16 protein-coding genes, 1 tRNA gene and 1 pseudogene are annotated in these 24,597 nt (G+C 35.9%); 9 read left to right on the forward strand and 9 right to left on the reverse strand.

Going from position 1 to position 24,597, the window contains the following annotated elements; genetic code table 11:
- Nucleotides 1–196 precede the first annotated feature (196 nt).
- The 8 genes from ABXQ82_RS18475 to ABXQ82_RS18510 all read right to left on the reverse strand — a co-directional run bounded on the left by ABXQ82_RS18475 (nt 197) and on the right by ABXQ82_RS18510 (nt 7,643).
- A tRNA-Val gene (locus ABXQ82_RS18475) sits at nt 197–271 on the reverse strand.
- 59 nt (nt 272–330) lie between these two features.
- On the reverse strand, nt 331–1,548 hold the full coding sequence (locus ABXQ82_RS18480) for a folylpolyglutamate synthase/dihydrofolate synthase family protein (protein ID WP_367063237.1): 1,218 nt from the start codon (nt 1,546–1,548) through the stop codon (nt 331–333).
- A gap of 3 nt (nt 1,549–1,551) precedes the next feature.
- Nucleotides 1,552–2,403, reverse strand: a complete 852-nt coding sequence (locus ABXQ82_RS18485; RefSeq protein WP_367063240.1) for an energy transducer TonB — start codon at nt 2,401–2,403, stop codon at nt 1,552–1,554.
- A gap of 37 nt (nt 2,404–2,440) precedes the next feature.
- Entirely contained in the window at nt 2,441–2,836 is a 396-nt protein-coding gene (locus tag ABXQ82_RS18490; RefSeq protein ID WP_367063242.1) for a biopolymer transporter ExbD, read from the reverse strand.
- A gap of 1 nt (nt 2,837) precedes the next feature.
- The gene (locus ABXQ82_RS18495; RefSeq protein WP_367063244.1) at nt 2,838–3,536 is read right to left on the reverse strand and encodes a MotA/TolQ/ExbB proton channel family protein; all 699 of its coding nucleotides are present in this window, start codon (nt 3,534–3,536) and stop codon (nt 2,838–2,840) included.
- A gap of 257 nt (nt 3,537–3,793) precedes the next feature.
- A complete protein-coding gene (nhaD, locus tag ABXQ82_RS18500) occupies nt 3,794–5,185 on the reverse strand; it encodes a sodium:proton antiporter NhaD (RefSeq protein WP_367063246.1) in 1,392 nt (463 codons plus the stop codon).
- 10 nt (nt 5,186–5,195) lie between these two features.
- Complete coding sequence (locus ABXQ82_RS18505) at nt 5,196–6,422, reverse strand: Glu/Leu/Phe/Val dehydrogenase dimerization domain-containing protein (protein ID WP_367063248.1); 1,227 nt, start codon at nt 6,420–6,422, stop codon at nt 5,196–5,198.
- A 156-nt stretch (nt 6,423–6,578) separates the two neighbouring features.
- The gene (locus ABXQ82_RS18510) at nt 6,579–7,643 is read right to left on the reverse strand and encodes an anhydro-N-acetylmuramic acid kinase (protein ID WP_367063250.1); all 1,065 of its coding nucleotides are present in this window, start codon (nt 7,641–7,643) and stop codon (nt 6,579–6,581) included.
- Nucleotides 7,644–7,737: 94 nt separating this feature from the next.
- On the opposite strand from ABXQ82_RS18510, the gene ABXQ82_RS18515 reads away from it, so the two are divergent.
- Nucleotides 7,738–8,880, forward strand: coding sequence for an acyl-CoA dehydrogenase (locus ABXQ82_RS18515; RefSeq protein WP_367063252.1), 1,143 nt, complete (start codon nt 7,738–7,740; stop codon nt 8,878–8,880).
- Between the two features lie 36 nt (nt 8,881–8,916).
- Here ABXQ82_RS18515 and ABXQ82_RS18520 read toward each other — a convergent pair whose 3' ends face one another.
- Nucleotides 8,917–9,705 carry a helix-turn-helix transcriptional regulator gene (locus ABXQ82_RS18520; protein WP_367063254.1) on the reverse strand — a complete coding sequence of 263 codons (789 nt, stop codon included), beginning with the start codon at nt 9,703–9,705 and terminating at the stop codon, nt 8,917–8,919.
- Between the two features lie 303 nt (nt 9,706–10,008).
- Here ABXQ82_RS18520 and ABXQ82_RS18525 point away from each other — a divergent pair, with 303 nt between their 5' ends.
- From ABXQ82_RS18525 to ABXQ82_RS18560, 8 genes and pseudogenes are all read left to right on the forward strand, one after another.
- The gene (locus tag ABXQ82_RS18525) at nt 10,009–11,055 is read left to right on the forward strand and encodes a hypothetical protein (RefSeq protein WP_367063256.1); all 1,047 of its coding nucleotides are present in this window, start codon (nt 10,009–10,011) and stop codon (nt 11,053–11,055) included.
- A 12-nt stretch (nt 11,056–11,067) separates the two neighbouring features.
- Nucleotides 11,068–16,878, forward strand: a complete 5,811-nt coding sequence (locus ABXQ82_RS18530; RefSeq protein WP_367063258.1) for a CARDB domain-containing protein — start codon at nt 11,068–11,070, stop codon at nt 16,876–16,878.
- Between the two features lie 594 nt (nt 16,879–17,472).
- Nucleotides 17,473–19,770 (forward strand): EcoAI/FtnUII family type I restriction enzme subunit R, encoded by a 2,298-nt coding sequence (gene hsdR / locus ABXQ82_RS18535; RefSeq protein ID WP_367063260.1) that lies wholly within the window; start codon nt 17,473–17,475, stop codon nt 19,768–19,770.
- 100 nt (nt 19,771–19,870) lie between these two features.
- Nucleotides 19,871–20,392 (forward strand): hypothetical protein, encoded by a 522-nt coding sequence (locus tag ABXQ82_RS18540; protein ID WP_367063262.1) that lies wholly within the window; start codon nt 19,871–19,873, stop codon nt 20,390–20,392.
- Nucleotides 20,382–21,071 carry a hypothetical protein gene (locus tag ABXQ82_RS18545; RefSeq protein ID WP_367063264.1) on the forward strand — a complete coding sequence of 230 codons (690 nt, stop codon included), beginning with the start codon at nt 20,382–20,384 and terminating at the stop codon, nt 21,069–21,071. The genes ABXQ82_RS18540 and ABXQ82_RS18545 overlap by 11 nt, the downstream gene beginning before the upstream one ends.
- A pseudogene (locus tag ABXQ82_RS18550) lies at nt 21,068–22,648 on the forward strand (class I SAM-dependent DNA methyltransferase). Before ABXQ82_RS18545 ends, ABXQ82_RS18550 begins: the two are co-directional and overlap by 4 nt.
- Nucleotides 22,641–23,498 (forward strand): restriction endonuclease subunit S, encoded by an 858-nt coding sequence (locus ABXQ82_RS18555; RefSeq protein ID WP_367063266.1) that lies wholly within the window; start codon nt 22,641–22,643, stop codon nt 23,496–23,498. Before ABXQ82_RS18550 ends, ABXQ82_RS18555 begins: the two are co-directional and overlap by 8 nt.
- Entirely contained in the window at nt 23,464–24,420 is a 957-nt protein-coding gene (locus ABXQ82_RS18560) for a restriction endonuclease subunit S (protein ID WP_367063268.1), read from the forward strand. Before ABXQ82_RS18555 ends, ABXQ82_RS18560 begins: the two co-directional genes overlap by 35 nt.
- The last annotated feature ends 177 nt before the right edge of the window (nt 24,421–24,597 follow it).

The following is a 24,597-nucleotide window of genomic DNA, read 5'->3' on the forward strand; positions in this document are numbered from 1 at the left end:
TGATTGATCAGAAATTCAGGTAAGATAAGTTTGAGTAAGTCTAGATAATTGTCCAAGGTTCTTTTTTTAAACAAAAATCGGAATCTTATTCCAATTCACACACAACTTTTTGACTTGATCCATTTTAGCTACCAAAAAACAAAAATTTTATAAACGAAAAAAACCTGATGAAATTTCATCAGGTTTTTTTATTCTGTGGGCAATGAGGGATTCGAACCCCCGACCCTCTCGGTGTAAACGAGATGCTCTGAACCAACTGAGCTAATTGCCCTTAACGGGATGCAAATATAACCTAGTTTTTAATTCTGCAAAAACTTTTTCAATAAAAATTTAAATAATTTCAGCAACCACAAAAGTACTGCCGCCAATAAATATAAAATCGTCTTCGGATGCATGCTTCAATGCGGCTTCATAAGCTTCATTTACAGAATTATAGGTTTCTCCTTTTAAATGGTGATGGCTCAAACTTTCCATTAAAATAGTAGCATCCATGCCCCTTGGAAGATCAGGTTTACAGTAATAATATGTAGCGTGCTTTGGTAACAAATCTACAATAGAATTTAAATCCTTATCATTTACTACTCCAAAAACGATATGAAGAGATTCAAAAACCTCATTAGAGAGCTGTTGCATTACATAAGTTAAGCCTTCTTTATTGTGTCCTGTATCACAAACCACTTTAGGCTTTTCATTTAAAACTTGCCATCTTCCCAATAAACCAGTATTAGAAACCACATTTAAAAGCCCCTCTTTTATATTTTCTTCGGATATTTTAAAGCCTTTATTACCCAACACTTCAAGAGATTGAACAGCTGTTTTTATGTTTTTAGTTTGATATGATCCTATTAAATCAGATGTATAAACTTTTTTTACATTTTTATCAGCATAAATTATTTTGGATGCATTACTTTTTGAAATCTCATCAAAAATAGGTTTTGTTTCGTTTTGGGTTTCTCCAATAACCACGGGAACGTTCGGTTTGATAATCCCCGCTTTTTCTCCAGTAATTAATTCTAAGGTATCGCCCAAAAACTGTGTATGATCTAACCCGATATTTGTTATTACTGAAACTTCAGGCGTAATAATATTTGTAGAATCCAGTCGCCCACCAAGACCGACTTCAACAACAGCGATATCCACCTTTTCTTTTGAAAAATAATCGAATGCCATCCCTACGGTCATTTCAAAAAACGACAATTTATTTTCAGCAAAAAAAGTTTTGTTCCGTTTTATGAACCCAATTACAAATTGCTTACTAACAGGCTTTCCATTGACTCTTATTCGTTCTCTAAAGTCTTTTAAATGCGGCGATGTATATAAGCCCACCTTGTAACCTGCTTCTTGTAAAATTGATGCAATCATGTGGCTCGTAGAACCTTTGCCGTTTGTGCCAGCGACATGAACTGATTTGAAGTTACATTCAGGGTTTTTAAGATGCTTTGCTAATTTTATAGTATTGGATAAATCTTTTTTGAAAGCTGCTTTACCCTGTCGTTGATACATTGGGAGTTGGGAAAACATCCAATTGAGTGTATCTTGATATGTCATCGACTATTGACTTAATTTGAAGTTCACACTCACAAACCCTATTTGGCGCGTTGGTGCTTTAGGATCTGCTGGCCATTTATGAGATAGTGCTATTTTTTTTGCAGGCTCTAATAAACATTGTGCTGTATTTGTTGTTCCTTTTTGTCCTGGTTCCGCAGAAATAACATTCCCATTTTGGTTTACAATAATTTTTACAATGACCATTCCAGACTCATTACAATCCTGTTTTAATCGCGTGAAAGACGCTCCTCCCCGTCCATTTAAACCATAACCAACACCACCACTACCTGTGCCTTGTCCACCAAAATAACTTGGCGCATAAGGATTTCCATCTAATTGCCCTTTATCTCCTGCTTTATTATCATTGCCTTCACTTCCAGTTTCAGAACCTTCAGATTTACTCACACCACCAATTAAAGCATCCAATTTTTTCTTCTTTTCTTCTTGTTCGCGCTTTTCCTTCGCTATTCTTTCTGCTTCGGCTTTTGCCTTAGCTTCTGCAATCGCCTTGGCTTTTGCTTCAGCTTCCTTTTTCTTTTTAATGGCGATAGCTTCAATATCTTCCTGCGTTAAAATAGCTTCTTCTTTGACTTCGGAAGATGTTGTGGGTTCAGATTTAGAAACATCTGGTTGTGGTGGTTCATTTATTTCCTTGGGTTCAGACTTTACAGGTTTTTTAGGTTGCACATTACCTTTACCATGGTCTGTTGTTCCAAAATTGACAGCAACACCATATTCTCTTGGAGGATCTAAATATTGAGGTCCCATTATGAAAATCAATAACAACAATATCAAAGTAATCAGCAACGTAATTTTTGCTGAATCCTTTTCATATTTTGTTTCAAAATATTTCATTTATAATATACCTTTTGAAAGTTCCAGAACTTTGCGACTATTGCGTTGACTTTACCGCCAAAGTGGACTTAATTTTATTTCTGTTCGCAATATCCATAATGTAAACCACATGTTTCATCTCCACATCCTGGTCGGACCTGATAGTTATTGAAGATGTTGTACTCCCTGCCATTGCAGCAAGAATAGTAGATTCCAATTGGGTTTTAGGCACCATTTTTAAATCTACAAAATATTGATGTTTTTTGTTTACACTGACTGATACGTTTTTAACCTGGGTAGTTTTGCTGGACGATTTAGGCAACAACAAATCAATAGCCTCGGCAGAAACCAAGGTTGAAGCAATCATAAAAAAAATCAACAGCAAAAACACAATATCTGTCATTGAAGACATATTGAATTCTGGCGTTACTTTATTTCTTCCTCTAAAGTTCATACTATGTAGGTTCGTTTAAGTGATCTAAAAACTCTAATGAATTCGCTTCCATTTGATACACTACTTTATCTGTTCTAACCACCAAATGGTTATACGCCATGTATGCTACAATTCCAACAATTAAACCTGCAACCGTAGTGGTCATTGCTGTATATAAACCTCCTGCTAAAACATCCATTTGAATAGATCCTCCTGCATTAGCCAATTCAAATATTGCCAAAATCATACCAACTACTGTTCCAAGAAACCCAATCATGGGTGCCGCTCCAGATATGGTCGCCAAAATACTAATGTTTCTTTCTAAACCATAAATTTCTAATCGTCCCGCGTTTTCAATAGCTGTGTTAATATCGGCAAGCGGTTTTCCAATTCTAGAAATACCTTTTCCTATTAATCTGGATACTGGCGAATTGACCTGAGCACATAACACTTGCGCAGAATCTATTTTACCATTGCTCACATGATCCTTAATTTGATTCATAAAATTAGCATCTACTTTTGATGCCGCTTTTACGGCAAACAGCCTTTCAAAATAAATATAAATTGCAACTATTAAAAGTAAAAATAGAATCGCAATAATGACTTGTCCTGCAATACCACCGCTGGTTATTAACTCTATAATTGACAGCGTTTTTTCAACAGATTCCCCATCTGCTAATTCTACGCCTTCTTGGGCATCTTGTAATAATATGTTCAGCATATAATATAAAATTTATTGCAACAGTATAACGTCTGTTTTGTCGCAAAAGTATAATAAAATTCGTTTTCAGTTTATTTCCGTTTTTTTAGTACATGACAAAAAATAGAAATGTCACATTGAACGCAGTCGAAATGCATTACATCAGACTTTCCATTACTTTTTGTTATTTACGTTTATAAAAAGCAAAAAGACTAGCACAACTACTAATCTTTCAACTTTTATACCATTTTCAACTTTTATACCATTTAACGCTTTTCTTAAAATAAAGTTCTAGTGACCATAAATGCAGCAGCACCTACTAAAAATCCAGCTAAAGCCAACCATGATATTTTCTTCAAATACCAGAAAAAATCTATCTTTTCCATGCCCATTGCCACAACGCCTGCTGCAGAACCTATAATCAACATACTACCACCTGTTCCGGCAGAATAAGCTATAAAGTGCCATAATTCATGATCTATTGGTTCAGAAAACATGCCTAAACTTGCAGCTACTAATGGCACATTATCAATTACTGCCGAACCTACTCCTAGCAAAAGCACTACTAAATCTGATACACCTCCTGGATGTATTTCTGTCCCTAATTGTGGGACAGTATCTTGCAAAGAACTAGCAAACCCAAATAAAATCCCGAGTGATTCTAGTGCAGCAACGGCCATTAAAATTCCTAAGAAAAACAAAATACTAGGCAATTCAATCTTAGATAATGACGCATGTACGGGACTATGGTGTGCATGTGCATCACTTTCTTCTAAATCATGACTCGACATACTGAATTTAGAACTGCTGTATATCTCAGCAAACGTAGCAACTACACCTAAAGATAACATCATACCAACATATGGCGGTAAGTGCGTTACCATTTTAAATATGGGTACAAAAACAATGGCTCCTAAACCTAAATACAACATTGTGCCACTAAATTTTGATTTCGTCTTCTCAGGATCTTCAACAATATTTAAATCACCCCTAAATACTGGTAAATACGTAGCTATTAAAGCAGGTACTACCATACATAACAACGAAGGGATAAATAAATATCCTATAAGATGACCAGTACTTACCTTTTTACCAATCCACAACATTGTTGTGGTAACATCTCCAATTGGAGACCATGCGCCACCTGCATTTGCTGCTATAATTATTAAACCAGCATACCAAATACGGATATCTCTATCTTTCACTATTTTTTGAAGTATAGAAATCAGTACAATTGTAGCCGTAAGGTTATCGATTATTGCAGAAAGAATAAACGCCAAAATTGAAAAAATCCATAAAATCTTCGTTTTCTTCTTTGTTTTTATAAAGCCTTTTATAGTCGCAAAACCATCAAAGTAATCTATAATTTCAACAATGGTCATTGCCCCAAGTAAAAACACCAGTATTTCAGCAGTTTTACCTAAATGATGCAACAAGGTTTCTTCCATTAAATGGAGTTTCTCCTCATGTTCCAATCCTCCAAAATCCTCTAAAAGACTATGATTACCAGAATCAAACCATTGCGGAAAACTTTCTAATCCTAAAGCTATTAATGCCCAACAAATGGCCATCATGACCAACGCAGGAATTAATTTATCAATTTTTATACTGTGTTCTAAGGTTATGGCTAAATAACCCATAACAAATACTAAAATAATTACTGCTTCCATAAATTATAGTTTATATCAATTGGTTAAGCGCAATCTCAAATGCTGTTGCGCTGATTTTGGTTTTAGATTTATTTTTAGTGTAAACTTTTTCTATTGCTTCTTTAATTCTAATGGATGTATCATTGAATATGGCTTCATCTGTCATTTGAACTTTTCGCTCCATAAAATACGCAAAAACTCTTGCCATTCCACAATTCGAAATAAAATCTGGTATTAAACTCACTTTATAATCGGTGTGTTCCATTATGGGTCCAAAAAATATCTCTTTATCTGCAAAAGGCACATTAGCACCACATGATATTACCTCTAGCCCACTATCTATCATTTCATCAATTTGATGTATCGTAATGAGTCTCGACGCTGCACAGGGCGCAAATATTTCTGTTTGTAATTTCCAAATATCCTTATTTATCTCTTCAAAAGGAATTAAATTTTCAGGCACTAATGTATTACCCTTTTTGGCAAGAAACAAATTTGTTACGGCTTCAAAAGTAAAACCGTCTTCTTTAATCAAGCCACCGGTACTATCAATAATACCGACAACCTTGGCACCCATTCGCGATAAATAAAAAACAGCGGCTGCACCAACATTCCCAAACCCTTGAACAACAGCACGTTTGCCTTTTATAGAACCCCCATAAATATCATAATAATGTCTTGTAGCTTCTGCAACACCAAAACCAGTAATCATATCGGCGACTGTAAATTTTTTGGAAACATCTGGAGAATAGGCTGGATTTTCAATGACTTTGATAACGCCCTGACGTAACTGTCCTATTCTGTTTATTTTATCTGCTTCGGTCGGTTTAAAATGTCCATTAAAAACGCCTTCTTGCGGATGCCACACCCCACTTTCCTCTGTTATGGGTATCACTTCATGGGTTTCATCTACATTTAAATCGCCTCCAGTACCGTAATAACTTTTTAATAAAGGGGACACCACTTTATACCAACGCTCTAAAACCCCTTTTTTACGTGGGTCTTTGGGGTCAAAATTTATTCCTGACTTTGCGCCTCCAATTGGCGGACCGGAAACAGTAAATTTTATCTCCATTGTTTTGGCTAAAGACAGTACTTCATTCATATCCAATCCTTTGCGCATTCTTGTGCCTCCGCCAGCAGCCCCTCCCCTCAATGAGTTTATAACTACCCAACCTTCAGCTTCTGTTTGGGAATCTTTCCAATTAAAAACAATTTCGGGAGCTTTATTCTCGTACTTATTTAATAATTTTTTCATCTTACTTTTTTAATGATTCGTTTTACACTAACACATTTTTTGATAATAGATACATAAATATGTGAAGTTATAATTGAGTCACGGGAAAGTAATTTTAAAATTATCCTAACAAATATAAAAAACAAAAAAACCTTATAAGATTAAATCAATATTATTTTAAGGGGTATATATTTTTCCTGAACTATGATTTCTGGAAGCCCCTGTAACACTTTTTAAACAATTCACTTCGTTTCTCAGTTTAAGCACACCAAGAAATGCGAATATCAAAGCTTCTTTGAATTCTATAATTTCGGAATCCGGAACTACTATTTTGTTTTTTGAATAGAATTTTAATCGCTCTAACACATATGAATTATAGACGCCACCACCCGTAACCAAGACTTGCGCATCTGTTTTTTGATTTATTTCTTTTGAAACCTGAAAAGCAATATGCTCGCAAAATGTGCTGAGGATATCTTTTATTTCCATTTGAAATGCATCAATTATAGGTACAACTTCTGCGTTAACCCATTCCAAACCTAAAGACTTCGGCCATTTTTCTGAATAGAAAGCTAAATCATTTAAGCTGTTCAATAATTCTATATTCACTTTTCCAGATGAAGCTAATTGCCCTTTATCATCAAAATCTAAACCCAGTTTTTTTATATACCAATTCAAGACAATGTTTGCTGGACAAATATCATACGCTATTCTTTCTTCTTGAATATCCATAGAAATATTAGCAAATCCACCTAAGTTCAAACAAAAATCAAACTCTGGAAATAATAATTTATCCCCTATCGGAACAAGAGGTGCGCCCTGTCCTCCCAAAGTAACATCTGCAACTCTGAAGTCGCACACTACCGTTTGACCTACTAATTTTGAAATGATTGGTAAATTCCCGATCTGAAGTGTCAAATTTTCTTCGGGTTTATGAAGAGCAGTATGTCCATGAGAACAAATTGCATCTATGACTTTAATATTATGTTTTGAAATGAATGTATTTATTATTTGTGATAAATAATGAGTGTATTCAACATCTACTTCTTTTAATTCATCTGAAGTAAAATTCACTAAATCACTTAATTTATCTACCCATTGAATACTGTATGGTATCGTTTCTGAATAAATAATCTGAAAACTCCATTTAGGCCTTAATTCAAATCTAGCATAAACCAAATCAACACCATCTAAAGAAGTTCCAGACATTAGGCCGATAATATTATATTCATCTTTTATCATAGGAAGTAAAAATAACAATCCCAATTAAAAAATTCACACTAAAAAGCTATATTTGTAAATATTTTTTACCAAAACAATAATTTAATTACGAATTATGGATTTTAGCCTTTCAGAAGAACATATAATGATAAGAGATGCAGCTCGCGATTTCGCCCAAACCGAATTACTTCCAGGCGTTATTGAGCGTGATAACAAACAAGAATTCCCAGATAAATTGGTAAAAAAAATGGGAGCACTTGGTTTTATGGGTATTATGGTAGATCCAAAATATGGCGGTAGCGGTATGGATACCATTTCTTATGTGTTAATTATGGAAGAATTATCAAAAATTGATGCTTCGGCATCGGTTATTGTTTCCGTAAATAATTCGTTGGTGTGTTACGGACTTGAAGCTTACGGTACAGAAGATCAAAAACAAAAATACCTTACAAAATTAGCCACAGGGGAATTTGTTGGCGCATTCTGTTTAAGCGAACCAGAAGCTGGTAGTGATGCAACTTCACAAAGAACAACCGCAATAGATAAAGGAGACCACTACCTTATTAACGGCAATAAAAACTGGATTACAAGTGGTGGAAGAGCCGATGTTTACATAGTAATTGCACAAACAGATCGTGATAAAGGCTCGCACGGTATCAATGCTTTTATTGTTGAAAAAGGAGCAGAAGGCTTTCATATTGGCCCTAAAGAGGACAAACTCGGTATCCGCGGAAGCGACACACATACGCTACAATTTAACGATGTAAAAGTCCCAAAAGAAAACCGTATTGGCGTTAATGGTTCTGGGTTTCGATTTGCAATGAAAACACTTTCCGGAGGTCGTATTGGTATTGCTTCCCAAGCGTTAGGTATCGCACAAGGGGGCTACGAATTGGCGCTTACATATTCCAAACAACGCAAAGCATTTGGCACCGAAATTTGTAACCATCAAGCCATTGCCTTTAAATTGGCAGATATGTACACCGAAATTGAAGCCGCAAGACTATTGGTTATGAAAGCTGCAAAAGACAAAGATTTAGGCAACAACTACGATAAATCCAGTGCCATGGCAAAACTCTACGCCTCTAAAGTGGCGATGGAACAAACTGTGGAAGCAGTTCAGATACACGGTGGTAATGGCTTTGTAAAAGAGTATCATGTAGAGCGTTTAATGCGTGATGCTAAAATCACCCAGATTTATGAGGGCACTTCTGAGATTCAAAAAATTGTGATTTCTAGGAGTATTTTGAGGGATTAAATTTCTCTTCGTAATCTCGCGGAGTACTCTATGGCATCAAATTACGCCTTCTCTAACACATTTCGCAATCAGCTCAGCGCTATTTTTGGCACCAGATTTCTTTAAAATATTACGCTTATGTGCCCTTACGGTATGTGGGGAAATATGCAGTAGTCCTGATATTTCATTAAAGTCCTTACCCTCGGATATGCTTTTAATAATCTCAACCTCCCGCCGAGTATATGAAGTATAATCATTGGTTTCATTCAGTTTGAAATAAGAACCCTTTTCTATCGCATAGTACGACGGCCCTTGGTCAAATATAAAAGACACCTTATGGTCAATAGGCATATTCAAATGGGACACATCCGCATGAACCACCAAAGAATGTTGAATTTTTCCATCATCCGAAACATTCAAAGCCATCACCTGATGTAAGATGGTTTTGTAAGCACCACTACTATACCTCAACCGTTTCAAATACAAAGCTTTACCAAAAGAAACCGCATCAGTAAAACTTCTATCACTCATATAATTGTATATAAAATCGCCTATAATTTCTTCCTTTTCTTGTAATTTTTGAAAATCTTCGGGATAATATAGGCTTAACAATTTCTCCAATGTAAATTCTTTTGGCTCTATACCCAGCACATCCCTAACACTATCACTCACATAATCAAATTCATAACTGACCGAATTAAGTACAAAATAGTAGTAGGGTCCCAATGTCATTAAAAAGGTCATCTTTTTAATAATATCGTGAAAGTCCTTAACATCGTTGGGTTGTTGCACGGGATTTATCGTCTTCCAAGTTTCAACTATTTTTGAAGTTTTTTTATCTGCCATTGTACTATTTTAAGTGTTAAAATAATAAAAATATAACTAATAAAAAAATACCCCATATGGACTATTTTAATTTTAGAGTGAAGTCTGTACCTTGCAATAAGCTATTAACCAACCTTATCTTATTCATATAAGGGCCTAACGCTTCCCCTCTCAATCTACTTCTAAACAGGCTCTGTTTATTTAAAATATTCTCCCTAGACGATTAAGCATTTTTTAATGTGAAAAACTTGTATTGTCTAAATTTAAATAACCATTATTATGAAAAATCTCTTTACTCTTTGCAAAACAGTGTCCTTAATTTTTATGCTCACCTTCAGTTCTGCCCTTATGGCGCAAACCATACACATCGTCAACAACACCCCTGGTGCGGCGGCAGATTTTACTAGCCTCCAAGATGCCATAAATGCGGCTTCAACAACTGCAGTAGATATCATCTACATACAACAGTCCCCTACAAGTTATGGCAATATCACCATCGACAGAGGGGTAACTCTGGTAGGGCGATCACACCGCGAAACCAACAGTAATTATAGAACAACACTTGGCAACATCACTATAGCTCCAGGTGCATCAGACACCACGATTAATGGATTATATTTTGACACAATTACAGGATTATCAGGAAGTGACACCATAACCAATTTTATTATCAAGGAGTGTTATTTTAGAGATTATACTATAAGTAGCACTAATTTAAGTTTTAATAATCTCATAATACAAGGCAACTTTATTATTGGCCCTAACACTAAAAGAATAGGAAATAATGTAACCAATGCAATTATTAAAAATAATGTGTTTCTACACAGTAACACTTTAGATTTTCAATCCGCAGCTTCTGTAATAGTAGAAAATAACATTTTTAGAGTTTATACGGTGAACAATTTTGCAGATGTCAGGATAAATAATAGTTCCGGTAGCACCTTAACTATAAACGATTGCATTTTTATTGGAACGTATAGCGGTCATAATTTGATAAACTTAGATTCTGGTTCTTTTTTGATCAACAACTGTCTAACCTACAACCCTACTAATTCTATGAGTTTTGCGGGTTCAGGCTCAAGAACTATAAATAATACTATCGAGAATACAAATCCTATGTTTACAGATGATGGAGGATTATTTAGTACAACTGCGGAAATAAACCACGCTACTGCAGACTTTTCCTTAATGCCGGGATCGCCCGCCATAGGCACCGCTATTGATGGTGGAGATATTGGCGTGGTGTATGGCTATGATTTCAGCATGATGGGGCAACCTAAAAACATTCCTTACCTACAAATAGAAAGTTATAGCAGTACCGTAGCCAAAGGCGACCCATTAACCGTAACCATAAAAGGCAAAACCAACTAAAACCCACCACTTATGAAAACGCGTATTTTACTTTGGTTAATATGCGGTATAAGTTGGTTGGGGTTTAGCCAGTCTGTAACTCAAATTGAATACTTTTTTAATTCAGACCTTGGCCTTGGCAGCAACACCGTTATTACCGCAACAACAAATTCGGGCGATTTGGAACAAACGTTCGATATCACCTTTCCGCCTAGCTTGGAAGGGTTTAACATACTTTATGTCAGATTAAAAGACAATAACAATGCATGGAGTCTTTACGACCAACGCCCTTTTTATATTGTGGCCGATGATAGCCCTTCAAATATAGAAAGTGCCGAATATTTTATTAATAATGGTGCCGCCATACCCTTAACTGTCAACACCAATACGGGTGAACTGGAGCAGGCCTATGCCATAAGTTTAGACAATAGCTTAGAGGGGTTTAACACCTTATATGTTCGAGTAAAGGACGATAATGGGGTTTGGAGTTTGTACGACCAGCGTGCATTTTATATCGTTCCCGATGAAAGTGGCCCCAGCAACATCATGAGTGCCGAATATTTTATCAATACCGATCCTGGTATTGGGAGCGGAATCCCGTTAGCTGTTAATGGCAATACCGGAGAACTGGAGCAAATGTACGTCTTAAATTTAGATGCCAGTTTAGAAGGGTTCAACACCCTGTACATTCGTGTAAAGGACAATAATGGCAAGTGGAGTTTATATGACCAACGGACGTTTTATATTGAACCCGATCAGACCATTTTGCCCATAACAAGCTTGGAATATTTTTATGATACCGACCCCGGTTTTGGGGGTGGTACAGTTGCTACCCTCAATCCGACAGGTAATCCAGATGAATATACCCTGGATTTAGAAACCACAGACCTCGATTGTGGCCTGCACGATTTTTATATTCGCATTAAAAATCAAGGAGAGGTATGGTCTTTATATGATTTAGGTCTTGGAATTGAAGTTACGAGTGCTACAGATGTTGACCCTCCTGTTTTGGAAGATGTGGTTGAAGAATGTACCGCCACCGTAACTGCTCCCACAACATCACTATTTTGTGCCGATCAAATTACAGGAACTACTACAGACCCTTTAACCTATACGGAGCAGGGTACTTATGAAATCACATGGACCTTTGATGACGGGGAGGGCAATGTGGTGGAATCCATACAGACCGTCATTGTTGATGACACCACCCCACCCGAACTTACGGCAGTGGGCAACTTTGATGAAAACTTAGATGGCAATTGTGAGTTTATTGTTCCCGATTATACATCATTAACCACGGCTACCGATAATTGTACCACACCAACAATTGTTCAAACACCTAGCCCTGGCACTGTGCTTACTGGTCAAAATTCACAGCATATTATAACGTTAGAAGCGGATGATGGTAACGACAATACCGAAAGTATTTCGTTTACGATTACGTTGTTAGGCAATACTGTTTTTTATGCAGATGAGGATGAGGATGGTTTTGGAGACCCCAACAATACCATTTCAGATTGTGAGATACCAACGGGTTATGTTACCGATAATACCGATTGCGACGACACAAAGAACACCGTTTATCCTGGAGCCCCAGAAATTTGTGATGGCTTGGATAACGATTGTGATGGCTTAACAGATGATAATGATCCTGATTTAATCGCACCAACCACCTGGTATGCCGACTTTGACACCGATGGTTTTGGAGACCCAAATAATGCATTATCACAATGCTCGCAACCCGTTGGCTATGTGGCCAATAACAATGACTGCGACGATACGGATAACACGATATTCCTTGGTGCCTCTGAAATTTGTGATGGCAAGGATAACGACTGTGACGGCTTAATCGACGATAATGATCCAGATGTGACCGGACTGACTACTTGGTATGCCGATACGGACGGAGATGGCTTTGGAGATTTTGGAAGCAGTACATTGGCATGCACCCAACCTGCAGGTTTTGTGTTAAACAATACCGATTGCGATGATACTAACGGCAATCTAAACCCTAACAATCCAAGTTTACAATTTAGTAGCGCTTCAAACTACACTGGTGCTTTGGTATATCCGCTTTCGGGTGCTACCGATACTGGATTTACCTTTGAGGTAGAATATACCGATATCACTAACGGACCTCCACCAGCTACTTTTCCAAGGCTACTATTAGATTTTGAGGGTAATGGCAGTTTAACGGACGCTAATGACCTGACGCTAATCATGACAGAAGCAGACCTCAATGACACAAACACCAGTGACGGTAAACGATACATGGTTACCGTTCCTGCACTTCCATCTGGCACCAATTGGGAAAGCTCTGTTCAGGTTATCAATGGGTCGTGTACCACAACCTTGGGCGCTTTTGATTATCCCGATGTATTTGTACTACCCGATTTACAGATTTTTGCGAATGATATTTCCTTTAGCAATCCAAATCCCGATGTGAGTTCAGAAATAACGGTTTTTGCCACGGTTCACAACATATCAGATTTTGACGCACTCAATTTTGATGTGCATTTAGAGAATCAGGCCGAACCGGGAACACTATTTACTGATATTAATATCCCTATTTTACCTGCAAATAGTAGTACAACGGTATCATGGCTAATCACTACCCCTCCCACGGATGGCTGGAACCCGATGTTGGTGAGTATAGACCACACCAATGTAATTTCAGAAACTATTGAAACCAACAATACTGCGGTACGGCCATTTACCAATGGCGACTTTAATGTACCGGGTAATATCGTTTTAACGGCCAATGCCAACCCAAGCACAGCGTATAATACCTTAGGCAACACCATAAGTATTTGTGGGGATGCCATATATACTGACACTCCTGTTGATCTAGACGACCCAGATGTATCGGGGGCAACCGTCACCATTACTATTGTTGAAACTGGTGCAAGCTATACCACCTATACCAATTCGAATGGAGATTATTGTTTTAATGTTCCAGTGCCTCAAGCAATTGGCACATACAATGCAGAGGTGTTGATAACTGATTTCACATTAAGCACTACTGAATCCACTTCATTTGAAATTATTGAGCCACCTTGTTTACCAGATTTAAAAACCACTGTGTTTGTTTCTGATAGCACTATATTAAGTGGAGAAAGTGTTTCAGGTACTATAACGGTAAAAAATATCGGTTGTGCGGCAACTGCCATTACAAGTCTACTAAGCATAAGTAACGAAGGGGGAGTCCCTAACATTGAGGATGCAACAATTCCTATCCTTAATCCAGGAGAAACCTTTACTACAACATTTACAGATATTGTGTATAATGGGAGCGGGAGTTTTTCAATTTGTGCCTATGCTGATGCCAATTTTGAAATAACGGAAAGCACTAAGAGAAATAATTACGATTGTGCTAATATTTATGTATCATCAAATTTACCCAATTTAAGAATTGTTGACGGTCCACCTAGAACCATAGGCACTTGTGTAGACGATGCCCCAACGGAGATAACATTTACCTTATCAAACGCAAACACTTCAGGCACAGGTGCTTTTACCACCGTAGTAAATGTGTATTTAGACGGTGCTTTAATTCAAACCCTTACGGAAAGTATAGCAGGTATTGGTGCCGACGATGCGTATAGCTTTACCAAACCATTCACATACACTACGGCAGGAGCTTACGAATTTGAATTGATTGTTGATAGCAATGATGATATCCCTGAATTTGATGAAGACAATAATACGGTTACGTTTAATCAAACCATTGCCAACTGTATTCCCAATTTAGCTTTCTATCCAGAAAGTTGTAGTGATGACAAAATTGATGTAAGTGTAGATCCTGTTTTTACTGGCACAGCTACCTATTCCGCTCAAATATATAATAAAGGCAATGGCACCGCTACGGGCCCTTTTAAAGTAGGTTTTGTATTTAGTGGAGGTCAAATATTGAATGCTACTTACAACGGTTTCCTTTCTCCTGGAGCCGACACCACAGTTAGTGTAGAGGGTCCAACGGTGCAATCAGGCACAGAAACCTTAACGGTAAATATTGATTCCAATAATGATATTACGGAAAGCAATGAAAATGATAATATACGCTCTGGAAATTTATGCTGGGATTTTGCATTTGATACAGCGTCCTGTGTAAATGACAATTTTTGGGATATCATCCAGCCCATAAACAAGCCTGTTTACTTTTCAATGGGCTTTGACCTTACAGGACTTTACGATGCCAGTACTGTAGATATTTTATATGAAGTCAGTGGTCCAGGGTTGTCAGGAACCGTTAATGCCGGAACCGTAACCATCAACGATTTGGAGTCCAATTGTAATTGTCCATACCGAGCGGATTTACCTGTCCCCTTCGTTTTTCCACAAGCTGGTGTTTATACAATTACCGCTACTCTTGATCCATCCAATGGATATATAGAATGTGATGAGACCAATAATGTCAAAATAGTGGAAGTAAATGTCACAAATTTACCAGATATGCGAATCCTTTCGCAATACATTAACCCATCAGAACTAAATCCAGATACTGGCGAAGATATCAACATCGATATAACCTATGAAAATATCGGTGCATCAAACCCAAGTGATGAAATGGAATTATGTGTCTATGCAGATGGCGTACCCATCGAAACGATTTCGAATGTAGAAGGACTTTTGAATGGGATGAACAATACTATTTCGGTGTCGTCAACCTATTCCTCTCTTATTTCAGGAGCTCATATTCTTTCAGCAAAAATTGACTGTGTTGATGCTATTAGTGAATCAGACAAACTCAACAATGAAGCCACAAGAGCGATTATTGTAGGTGATGCTGGTAATCTAAAGTTTACTGCTTTTTCCGTTTCAAATCCGTCACCTAATATCGGCGACTCGGTAGTATTTAACGCTACTGTTGGAAATGAAGGCAATGTAGAAATTGGTGCAGAGGTGGCTTTTTACTATATCGATAATTTCCTCAAAGAGGTCAAAATAGCAGGTCCATTCCCAATAACCTTGGATACTGGCGAGAGCATATCCCTCCAATTCCCGTGGACGGTTATAGATGAAAGCACAACTATAATTGCTAGAATTTGGAATTCCACCCCTGCCGAATACGACAATGATGACAATGAAGCGACATTGTCAATTGGAAGCCTAAATATTTCCATAGATGCCACACCAAGTTGTCCAAATCAAGAAAATGGTAGTTTAGTGGCCAATGTAAACGGAGGAATTACTCCATATACTTATAAATGGAATGATGGTTCAGTCTTAAATAACATTACGGGAGGACCGGGAATTTATACTTTAACTGTAACGGATAATACGGGATTTTCGACATCAATTGATGCTGAAATTGTTAGTAATGATACTGAAGCTCCAACAATAACATGTCCTGCAGACTTTGCAATTGAGAGCGAAGGTCCCTACGCTTTACCTGATTATATTGCCAATGGCACCGTCATAGTTTCAGACAATTGTGGTTTTACGGTTGAACAAGCACTCGAAGCAGGAACAGAATTACCGTATGGCCTGCATACCATTTCATTTACGGCAACTGATGGCGCAGGAAATCAGAATACCTGTTCTTTTGATTTGTTTATAGATGACAATACGTTAAGTGTTTATGATGACGCTCTGACAGACAATAGCGTTTTAATTTATCCTAACCCAACAGAGGACAAACTCATCATCAAAAAACTTGGTGATTTTGAACTATTAAGTGCCGAGATTATTGATATTGTTGGTAAGATAGTTCATAAAATAGACTTAAAAGAAATGGTTGTTTCAAAGGAAATATCGTTAAGAAATTATGATGAAGGCGTATATTTTATTAAAATCTCTGGTCCCAATAATAGTGTTGTTATTAAAAGGGTTGTGAAACACTAGTTTTAAATTGAATGTAAAGCTAAAAAACAGTGATAAAAACTTGTATATGTAAGGCTATTATTACTGTTTATAGGACTTCCGAGATTCAAAAAATTGTGATTTCTAGGAGTATCCTAAGAGATTAAAATTCTTTTTTTGTGATTTCTAGGAGTATTTTGAGGGATTAGAAAACTAATTTAAATGTTTTTTTGGGCGGGTTTTAAACAAAACTGCGCTATCCACTATATCTTTCTGCGAAGCAGTCCCGAACTTGTTTCGGGATCTCTCCAATTAATAAACACTCTGCTAAAGTTAAAGTTTGTACATCTAAAGCTTCACACAAAGGATGCCGTATCGCTCCCGCAGGTATCTGCTAAATTACAGACTATATAAAGTTAAATCAATCTACCAGAGAAAGCAAAAATTTAACCAATACTATTCATATTGTATCTATTCGTTTAAAACTATAGAAAAAATCAAATTAGCCTTTGGATTTATTATATTATTTATTTTCTTACAATATACATACCTATTTATTCAAAATAAGTATATTTAGTATCTCCTAAGACATTCTTAGCTATTTAAGAAAACTGATTAATTCATCATTTTAATTGAATGACAAAACACATTTCAGAATCTGATACTAGAGCAAATTTTATAGACCCTAAACTGGTTGAAAGTCAATGGGAACCCATTAACATAGTAAGAGAATACTATTTTACAGATGGTAGAAAACTGTTAGGAAACAAACGTGGGAAACGATTGTTCTTAGACTATCTCCTAAAATATAATAACACCAATTTAGCCCTAGTTGAAGCAAAAAAGCTAGGAGACCATCCAACAAAAGGACTACAGCAAGCCATAGAATATGCAGAAAAACTTAAAATAAATTTCGTTTACGCTACAAATGGCAAACGTATTTACGAATTAGATAGACGTTCTGGAAAAGGAGATTATATAGACCATTTTCCAACGCCAAAAGAATTATACAACCGTCTTTTTGGTGCTAAAAACACATTAAAAGAACAACTTCATAACATTCCTTTTTTATTAACAGGAAATTTTGGACCACGCTATTACCAAGAAATTGCGGTTAATAAGGTTATGGAAAGTATTGCAGATGGTCAAAACCGTATTTTACTAACCTTAGCAACAGGAACAGGAAAAACTTTTATTTCGTTTCAAATAGTGCATAAACTATTGAAAGCCAAATGGAATTTAGATGGAAACGACAGACGTCCACGAGTGTTGTTTTTAGCAGATAGAAATGTATTGGCAGACCAAGCCATCAATACATTTAATCCCTATGAAAAAGATGTAGTTAAAATTGATGGCGAAGAAGTACGTAAACGTAATGGCGTTGTACCAACAAACGCTTACATCTTTTTTGCTATTTATCAAGCCATTGCAGAACGTGAAAATATTGGTGGTTTTTATAAAGAATACCCAAGCGACTTTTTCGATGTAATTGTTATCGATGAGTGTCACAGAGGAAGTGCCAACGAAGAAGGCTCATGGCGAGCAATATTAGACCATTTTAGTCCTGCAATTCATTTAGGATTAACTGCCACGCCAAAACGTGAAGATAATATTGATACTTATAAATATTTCGGGCAACCTATTTATGAGTATTCACTTAAAGATGGTATCCAAGATGGATTTTTAACACCCTACAAAGTAAAACGTGTTACTACAAATATAGACGAGTACATTCACACCAATGATAGTGAAATTATTCAAGGCGAAATAACCAAAGACCGTTACGAGCTTAAAGATTTTAATAAAAGCATCACGATCAACCAACGCACAGAATTAGTAGCACAAACCATTTTAAATCACATAGGCGAAATGGATAAAACCATTGTGTTTTGTAGCAACCAAGACCATGCGTTAGATTTAAGAGACTTTATAAACAAACATAAAACCGTTGCAGACACTAACTATTGTGTACGCATTACTAGCGATGAAGGCAGGCACGGTAGAGAATTATTAGAAATGTTTCAGGATAACGACAAGGACATTCCTGTAATTTTAACCTCTTCCAAAATGTTAACCACAGGTGTTGATGCTAGAAATGTGCGTAATATTGTGCTTACTGCGCCCATTGGTTCTATGGTAGAATTCAAACAAATTATTGGTCGTGGTACACGGGTATTTGATGGCAAAGACTTTTTTACCATTATAGATTTTGTGGGCGCAACCAACTTATTCTATGATGCCGCTTGGGATGGCGAGCCAGAAGAAGCAGTAGGAGAAGGATCTAGCGGATCACCGAAACCAAAACCTAGACCAGTTAAAGAACCTGGCGAACCTTATGAACGTAAAGAAAAATTGATTATTTCTTTAAGTAATGGTCGTCAATTAAGAGTAACAGATGTCGATACACGTTACATTGACGAAAACGAAAAACCACTAACTGCTCGTGAGTTTCTAGAAAAACTAATCGGCGAATTACCTGCTATTTATAAAGACGAAAATCATTTACGCCATACATGGTCTAATCCAGATACCAGAGCAGATTTACTAAAACAACTTGGGCAATTAGGTTTTGATAATGAACAACTGAATGATTTACGAAATATGATTGCCACACCAGATTGCGACATTATTGATGTGTTGTCTCATATTTCCTTTTCTTCAGAATTAATGACTCGTAAACAACGTGTGGAGTTTGTTAAGGGAAATCCACAATTTTTTGAAATTTATAAAAATCTTGAAGCTCGTGAGTTTCTAGAATTCATCTTAAAACATTACGAAGATTATGGTATTGAAGAGTTACAACGCGATAAATTAGGCGATTTAGTAAAACTAAAATTAGGCACACCAAAAGATGCTAAAACGGCCTTTGGAGATATGAATACACTTTTAGGCGCTTACTATAAATTACAAGAAAACATTTATAGGGCAGGATAATCAAACCAATATCGCATATCGCGATATGCGATATTAACCCCTTAATTATTGTTATATATAGGGATTTTAATTAATATTGCATATCGCAATACGCAATATAATGAAAAGTAATAATACTTTAAAACCACAAGACATCTTAATTCTCTTGAAAATTTCAACTTTAGGAGATCAAGAATGGTTTCAGCATACACTATCTGAAGATTTGAATATCAGTCAATCCGAAATATCGGAATGTTTATCACGTTCAAAATATTCAGGATTGATAGACGCAAGTCGCAAAAGGGTTAACATACTTAATCTTTTAGAATTTATACAATTCGGTATCAAATATGTATTCCCGCAACAGCCAGGCCCCATTGTAAGAGGTATTGCAACAGCACACTCTGCACCGCCTTTAGATAAAGAAATCCAAAGCGATCAACATTATGTTTGGCCTTATGCAAGAGGGAATATGCGTGGTCAAGCCATACAGCCACTTTATAAAACAGTTCCGAAAGTTATTTTGAACGACAAAAAATTACATGAAGTACTTGCCTTAGTTGATGCTATTAGAGTTGGAAAGGTACGCGAACAACATTTAGCCATGTCACTTTTAAAAGAACGACTACAACATGCTCAATAACACACAGGTAAACTTAAAAGTTGTAGCGCAAGTAGCGCGTGTATTGGGAGAGTTTAATACTGAAGTGGTATATATTGGTGGTGCGATTATAAGTATATATGCTACAGACCAAGGTGCTGAATTACCAAGGGTAACTACAGATGTTGATGTTTGCGTACAGGTGTCAAACTTTGTGGAAATGGAACAATTAAGAGAACTATTAGCACAGAAAAAAATATATCCAGACCCAAAAGGCACCCATCTATACCGTTACACGCATCAAGGCATTTTAATTGATTTTATTCCTTTTAAAGCCACAGCTTTTGGTCCAACAAATTCGTATTTAAAACCGGGTTTTAGTAAAGCCTATAAAACAACTATTGAGGATATCGAAATCTCAATACTTCCGGTGCCCATATTTTTGGCAACCAAATGGGAAGCATTTAATAGTAGAGGGACTGACCCTAGATTAAGTCACGATTTTGAAGATATCATCTACATTTTAGATAACAATTTAGAATTGGTAGATGAAACGGTTAAGGCTTCTTCAGAAGTAAAAAATGCTTTAAAAACATTGAGTGTTTTTATTCTAGAGCACCCCAATAGTCGAGAAATAATAGAATGTCATATCAACCCAATTACAGCACAAGAGCGTGGCGCATTTATAATAGAAACTTTAGAACGCATCAGTAAATTATGAGCATACAAAACAACATAGATAGAATTACAGACATCCTTCGTCGAGACGATGGTATTTCTGGAGCCATGCACTACACAGAGCAAATCTCATGGATTTTGTTTCTTAAATTTCTTAATGATTACGAAGACAATAAAGCAGATGAAGCTTTTTTAGAAGGTACCGACTATACTTATGTATTGCGAAAAGATTTACGTTGGCACCAATGGGGTTGCCCAAAAGATGATGATGGAAAACTAGATGTAAAACGTGCTTTAACAGGAGATGATTTAATAGATTTCGTCAACAACACACTATTTCCATATTTAAAAGCTTTTAAAACTACGACTAACGATCCAAAAACGTTAACCTATAAAATAGGAGCTATTTTTGAGTATTTAGACAACCGTATTGCAAGTGGTCACACACTTCGTGAGGTATTGGATATTATAGATGCATTAGATTTTCAAAGTAGCGATGAGTTGTTTGAGCTGTCACAAGTCTATGAAAACCTACTTAAAAGTATGGGAAGCGATGGCGGAAACTCGGGCGAGTTTTACACACCACGTGCCATTATTAAAGCCATGGTAGAAACTACTGATATTAAAGTGGGCGATACCATTTATGACGGTGCTGTTGGTTCTGGCGGTTTTCTAGTTGAAGCCTTCGATTTTTTAACCCAAGGCGATAAAAAATAAAAACTGTCTGCGGCAGATTGGGAAACCATACAAAACGATACCTTTTTCGGGCAAGAAAAAACTAGTTTGGGTTATGTTATGGGGATGATGAATATGATATTGCATGGCATAGAAAGTCCAAACGTATATAAAGGCAATACGCTAACACAAAACATTCGCGACTTTCAAGAAAAGGACAGACACAACGTTATATTAGCAAATCCACCTTTTGGCGGCAAAGAGAAAAAACAAATCCAACAAAACTTTCCTGTTGAAAGTAATGCCACCGAAATTCTGTTTATGCAGCATTTTATGAAAATGCTAAAACTAGAAGGGCGTGCAGCCATTGTAGTGCCAGAGGGCGTTTTGTTTCAAACCAATAATGCCTTTACCAAAGTAAAACAAACCTTGCTGGAAAACTACAATGTACACACCATAGTAAGTTTGCCATCTGGCGTGTTTTTACCCTATAGTGGTGTAAAAACCAACATTATTTATTTTGACAGAAAAGGTGCTACCAATAACATTTGGTATTATGATGTAACACCGCCCTACAAACTCACAAAAAACAAACCCATTTCCTACGAGCATATAAAAGAGTTTGTACACTTATTCCATAACCCAAAAGAGCGTAACTCTACCAATGCCAAACTATCCGTCATTGCGAGGACGAAGGACGTGGCAATCTCATCAAACGAAGTAAAAACTAAAAAGCAATCTGCCAGTAATGAAAACGAACCTCAATGTAACGATTGGACAGTAAACATCTCAGAAATAAAAGATTATGACCTAAGCGCAAAAAATCCGCATAAAGTAGTTGAAGTCATCCACCGAAGTCCAAAAGAACTATTGACTGCCATTAAGCAAAACGATACAGAAATAAAAACATTAATGAACCAAATTGAAAGCTTGATTGATGGGTAAGTGGGAAGAAGTAAAGTTTGAAGAAGTTGTTGATAATTTTGATGGAAAAAGAATTCCTATCAAAGCTTCAGAAAGAAAAAATTCTGAAGGAGGAAAGTATCCCTATTATGGAGCGTCTGGAATTATAGATTATGTTGATGATTTTATTTTTGAAGGAGAACATCTTTTAATTAGTGAAGATGGTGCAAATTTATTAGCAAGAGTTTATCCAATTGCATTTAAAGCAAATGGTAAATTTTGGGTAAATAATCATGCTCACATTGTTAAAGCTAAAAAAGAAAAAACAACTAATGACTATTTAGAATATTATTTTTCTTCAATAAATATTTCTGATTATGTAACAGGCTCTGCGCAACCTAAACTGAATCAAAAGAAATTAAACTCAATCAAAATTCCACTCCCACCCTTATCAGAACAAAAAAACATTGTAGCCAAATTAGATAGTTTGTTTACCAAAATAGACCAAGCCATGAGTTTGCTAGAAGAAAATATTGTGCATACACAGGCTTTAATAGGTAGTGTTTTGGATAAGGAGTTTGGTAGTTCAAAACATAAATCAAAACCAATAAAAGAGTTAGTATTAAAAACAAAAACCTTAAACCCTAAGATTGAATTTTCAAATAATCCGTTTACTTATATTGATATATCATCAGTTAACAACAAGCATTTTCAAATTGAAAGTCCAAAAACCTTATTAGGAAATGAAGCACCTAGTAGAGCAAGAAAAGTTGTCGAGAAAGGAGATATTGTTTTTGCAACTACTAGACCAAACCTTAAGAATATTGCTATAGTTTCAGAGGTTTATAATAAACCAATTGCATCAACAGGTTTTTTGTCTTTTAAGAATTAAAAAAGACTTATTAATTAATGAATACTTATTTTACTTTTTAATTTCAGAAAAAGTTCAAGAGTATATTCTGCCTTTTATAAAAGGTGCACAATATCCAGCGATTTCTGATAAAGATTTATTAAGTATAGAAATTCCTTTCTTATCAATTAAAGAACAAGAGAAAACAGTAAGTAGAATTAAGTCTGTTTTTGACGTTTCAAATAGTCTAGTTGAAACCCAAACCAAAAAACTAAATCATTTAAAAGCCTTAAAAAGCAGTTTATTAGATCAGGCGTTTAAAGGCCAATTAATTAAAAGTGAAGAAACACAAACAACGCAGCTTGAAAAAGATACAGTAATCAAAGAGGTGCTAAATACTATTAATTATGATTATGAAGTGGCTACCATAGTGTATCTTACTTGGAAAGTATTAAAAATGAACTATGGTAAAAAATACATTCATAAAATGTTGAGTAATATTCAATTTCTTGAAGACCTACCAGTTTTTGAAGATTTAGAATTTGAAGAAAATGCTTGGGGTATGCATTGTACGTTTTTAGAAAAAACAATTCAAAATCAAAAATTTATCAATTTTAATGAAATAACTGATGATAGAAGTGTCCTCAATTTTAATTACAAACATCTTAAAGCGGTTACAGACTGGATGACATTAGATGATTACAATAAAGATTTTGTAATTAAAGTAGAAAAGATGCTTGCCATTTACCAGAAGCCACTTATTGACAAAAACATGAACCGTATTGAACTTTTCAATACCGTTTTAGAATGTATGCACGTTTTAGAAACCGATAATTTTGATAAAATTTGGCAGAAAATGAAACTCTGGAAAATGTTTGAAGACGATTTCAAAAATAAAGCTGAAAAATTTAAACCAGAGGAAACCAAATTAATGATTAAATTAATTAAAGAAGTTAACTGGTAAGGGATCAAGAACAATTGTTGTGTTTACGCAAATACTGTGGTTAACCTATAAAGGGGCACTAACCCATAAAGTGTGTAAGTTTCAAAAAACTCAGGATTGAATTCAATCCTGAGTTTTTTATTTTATTAACTTTAAATTTTACACACTTATGAAACCAGAAGATTTATTAAACGAAGA

Source organism: Algibacter sp. 2305UL17-15, assembly GCF_040720935.1.
In the GTDB taxonomy this organism is placed as follows: Bacteria; Bacteroidota; Bacteroidia; order Flavobacteriales; family Flavobacteriaceae; genus Jejuia.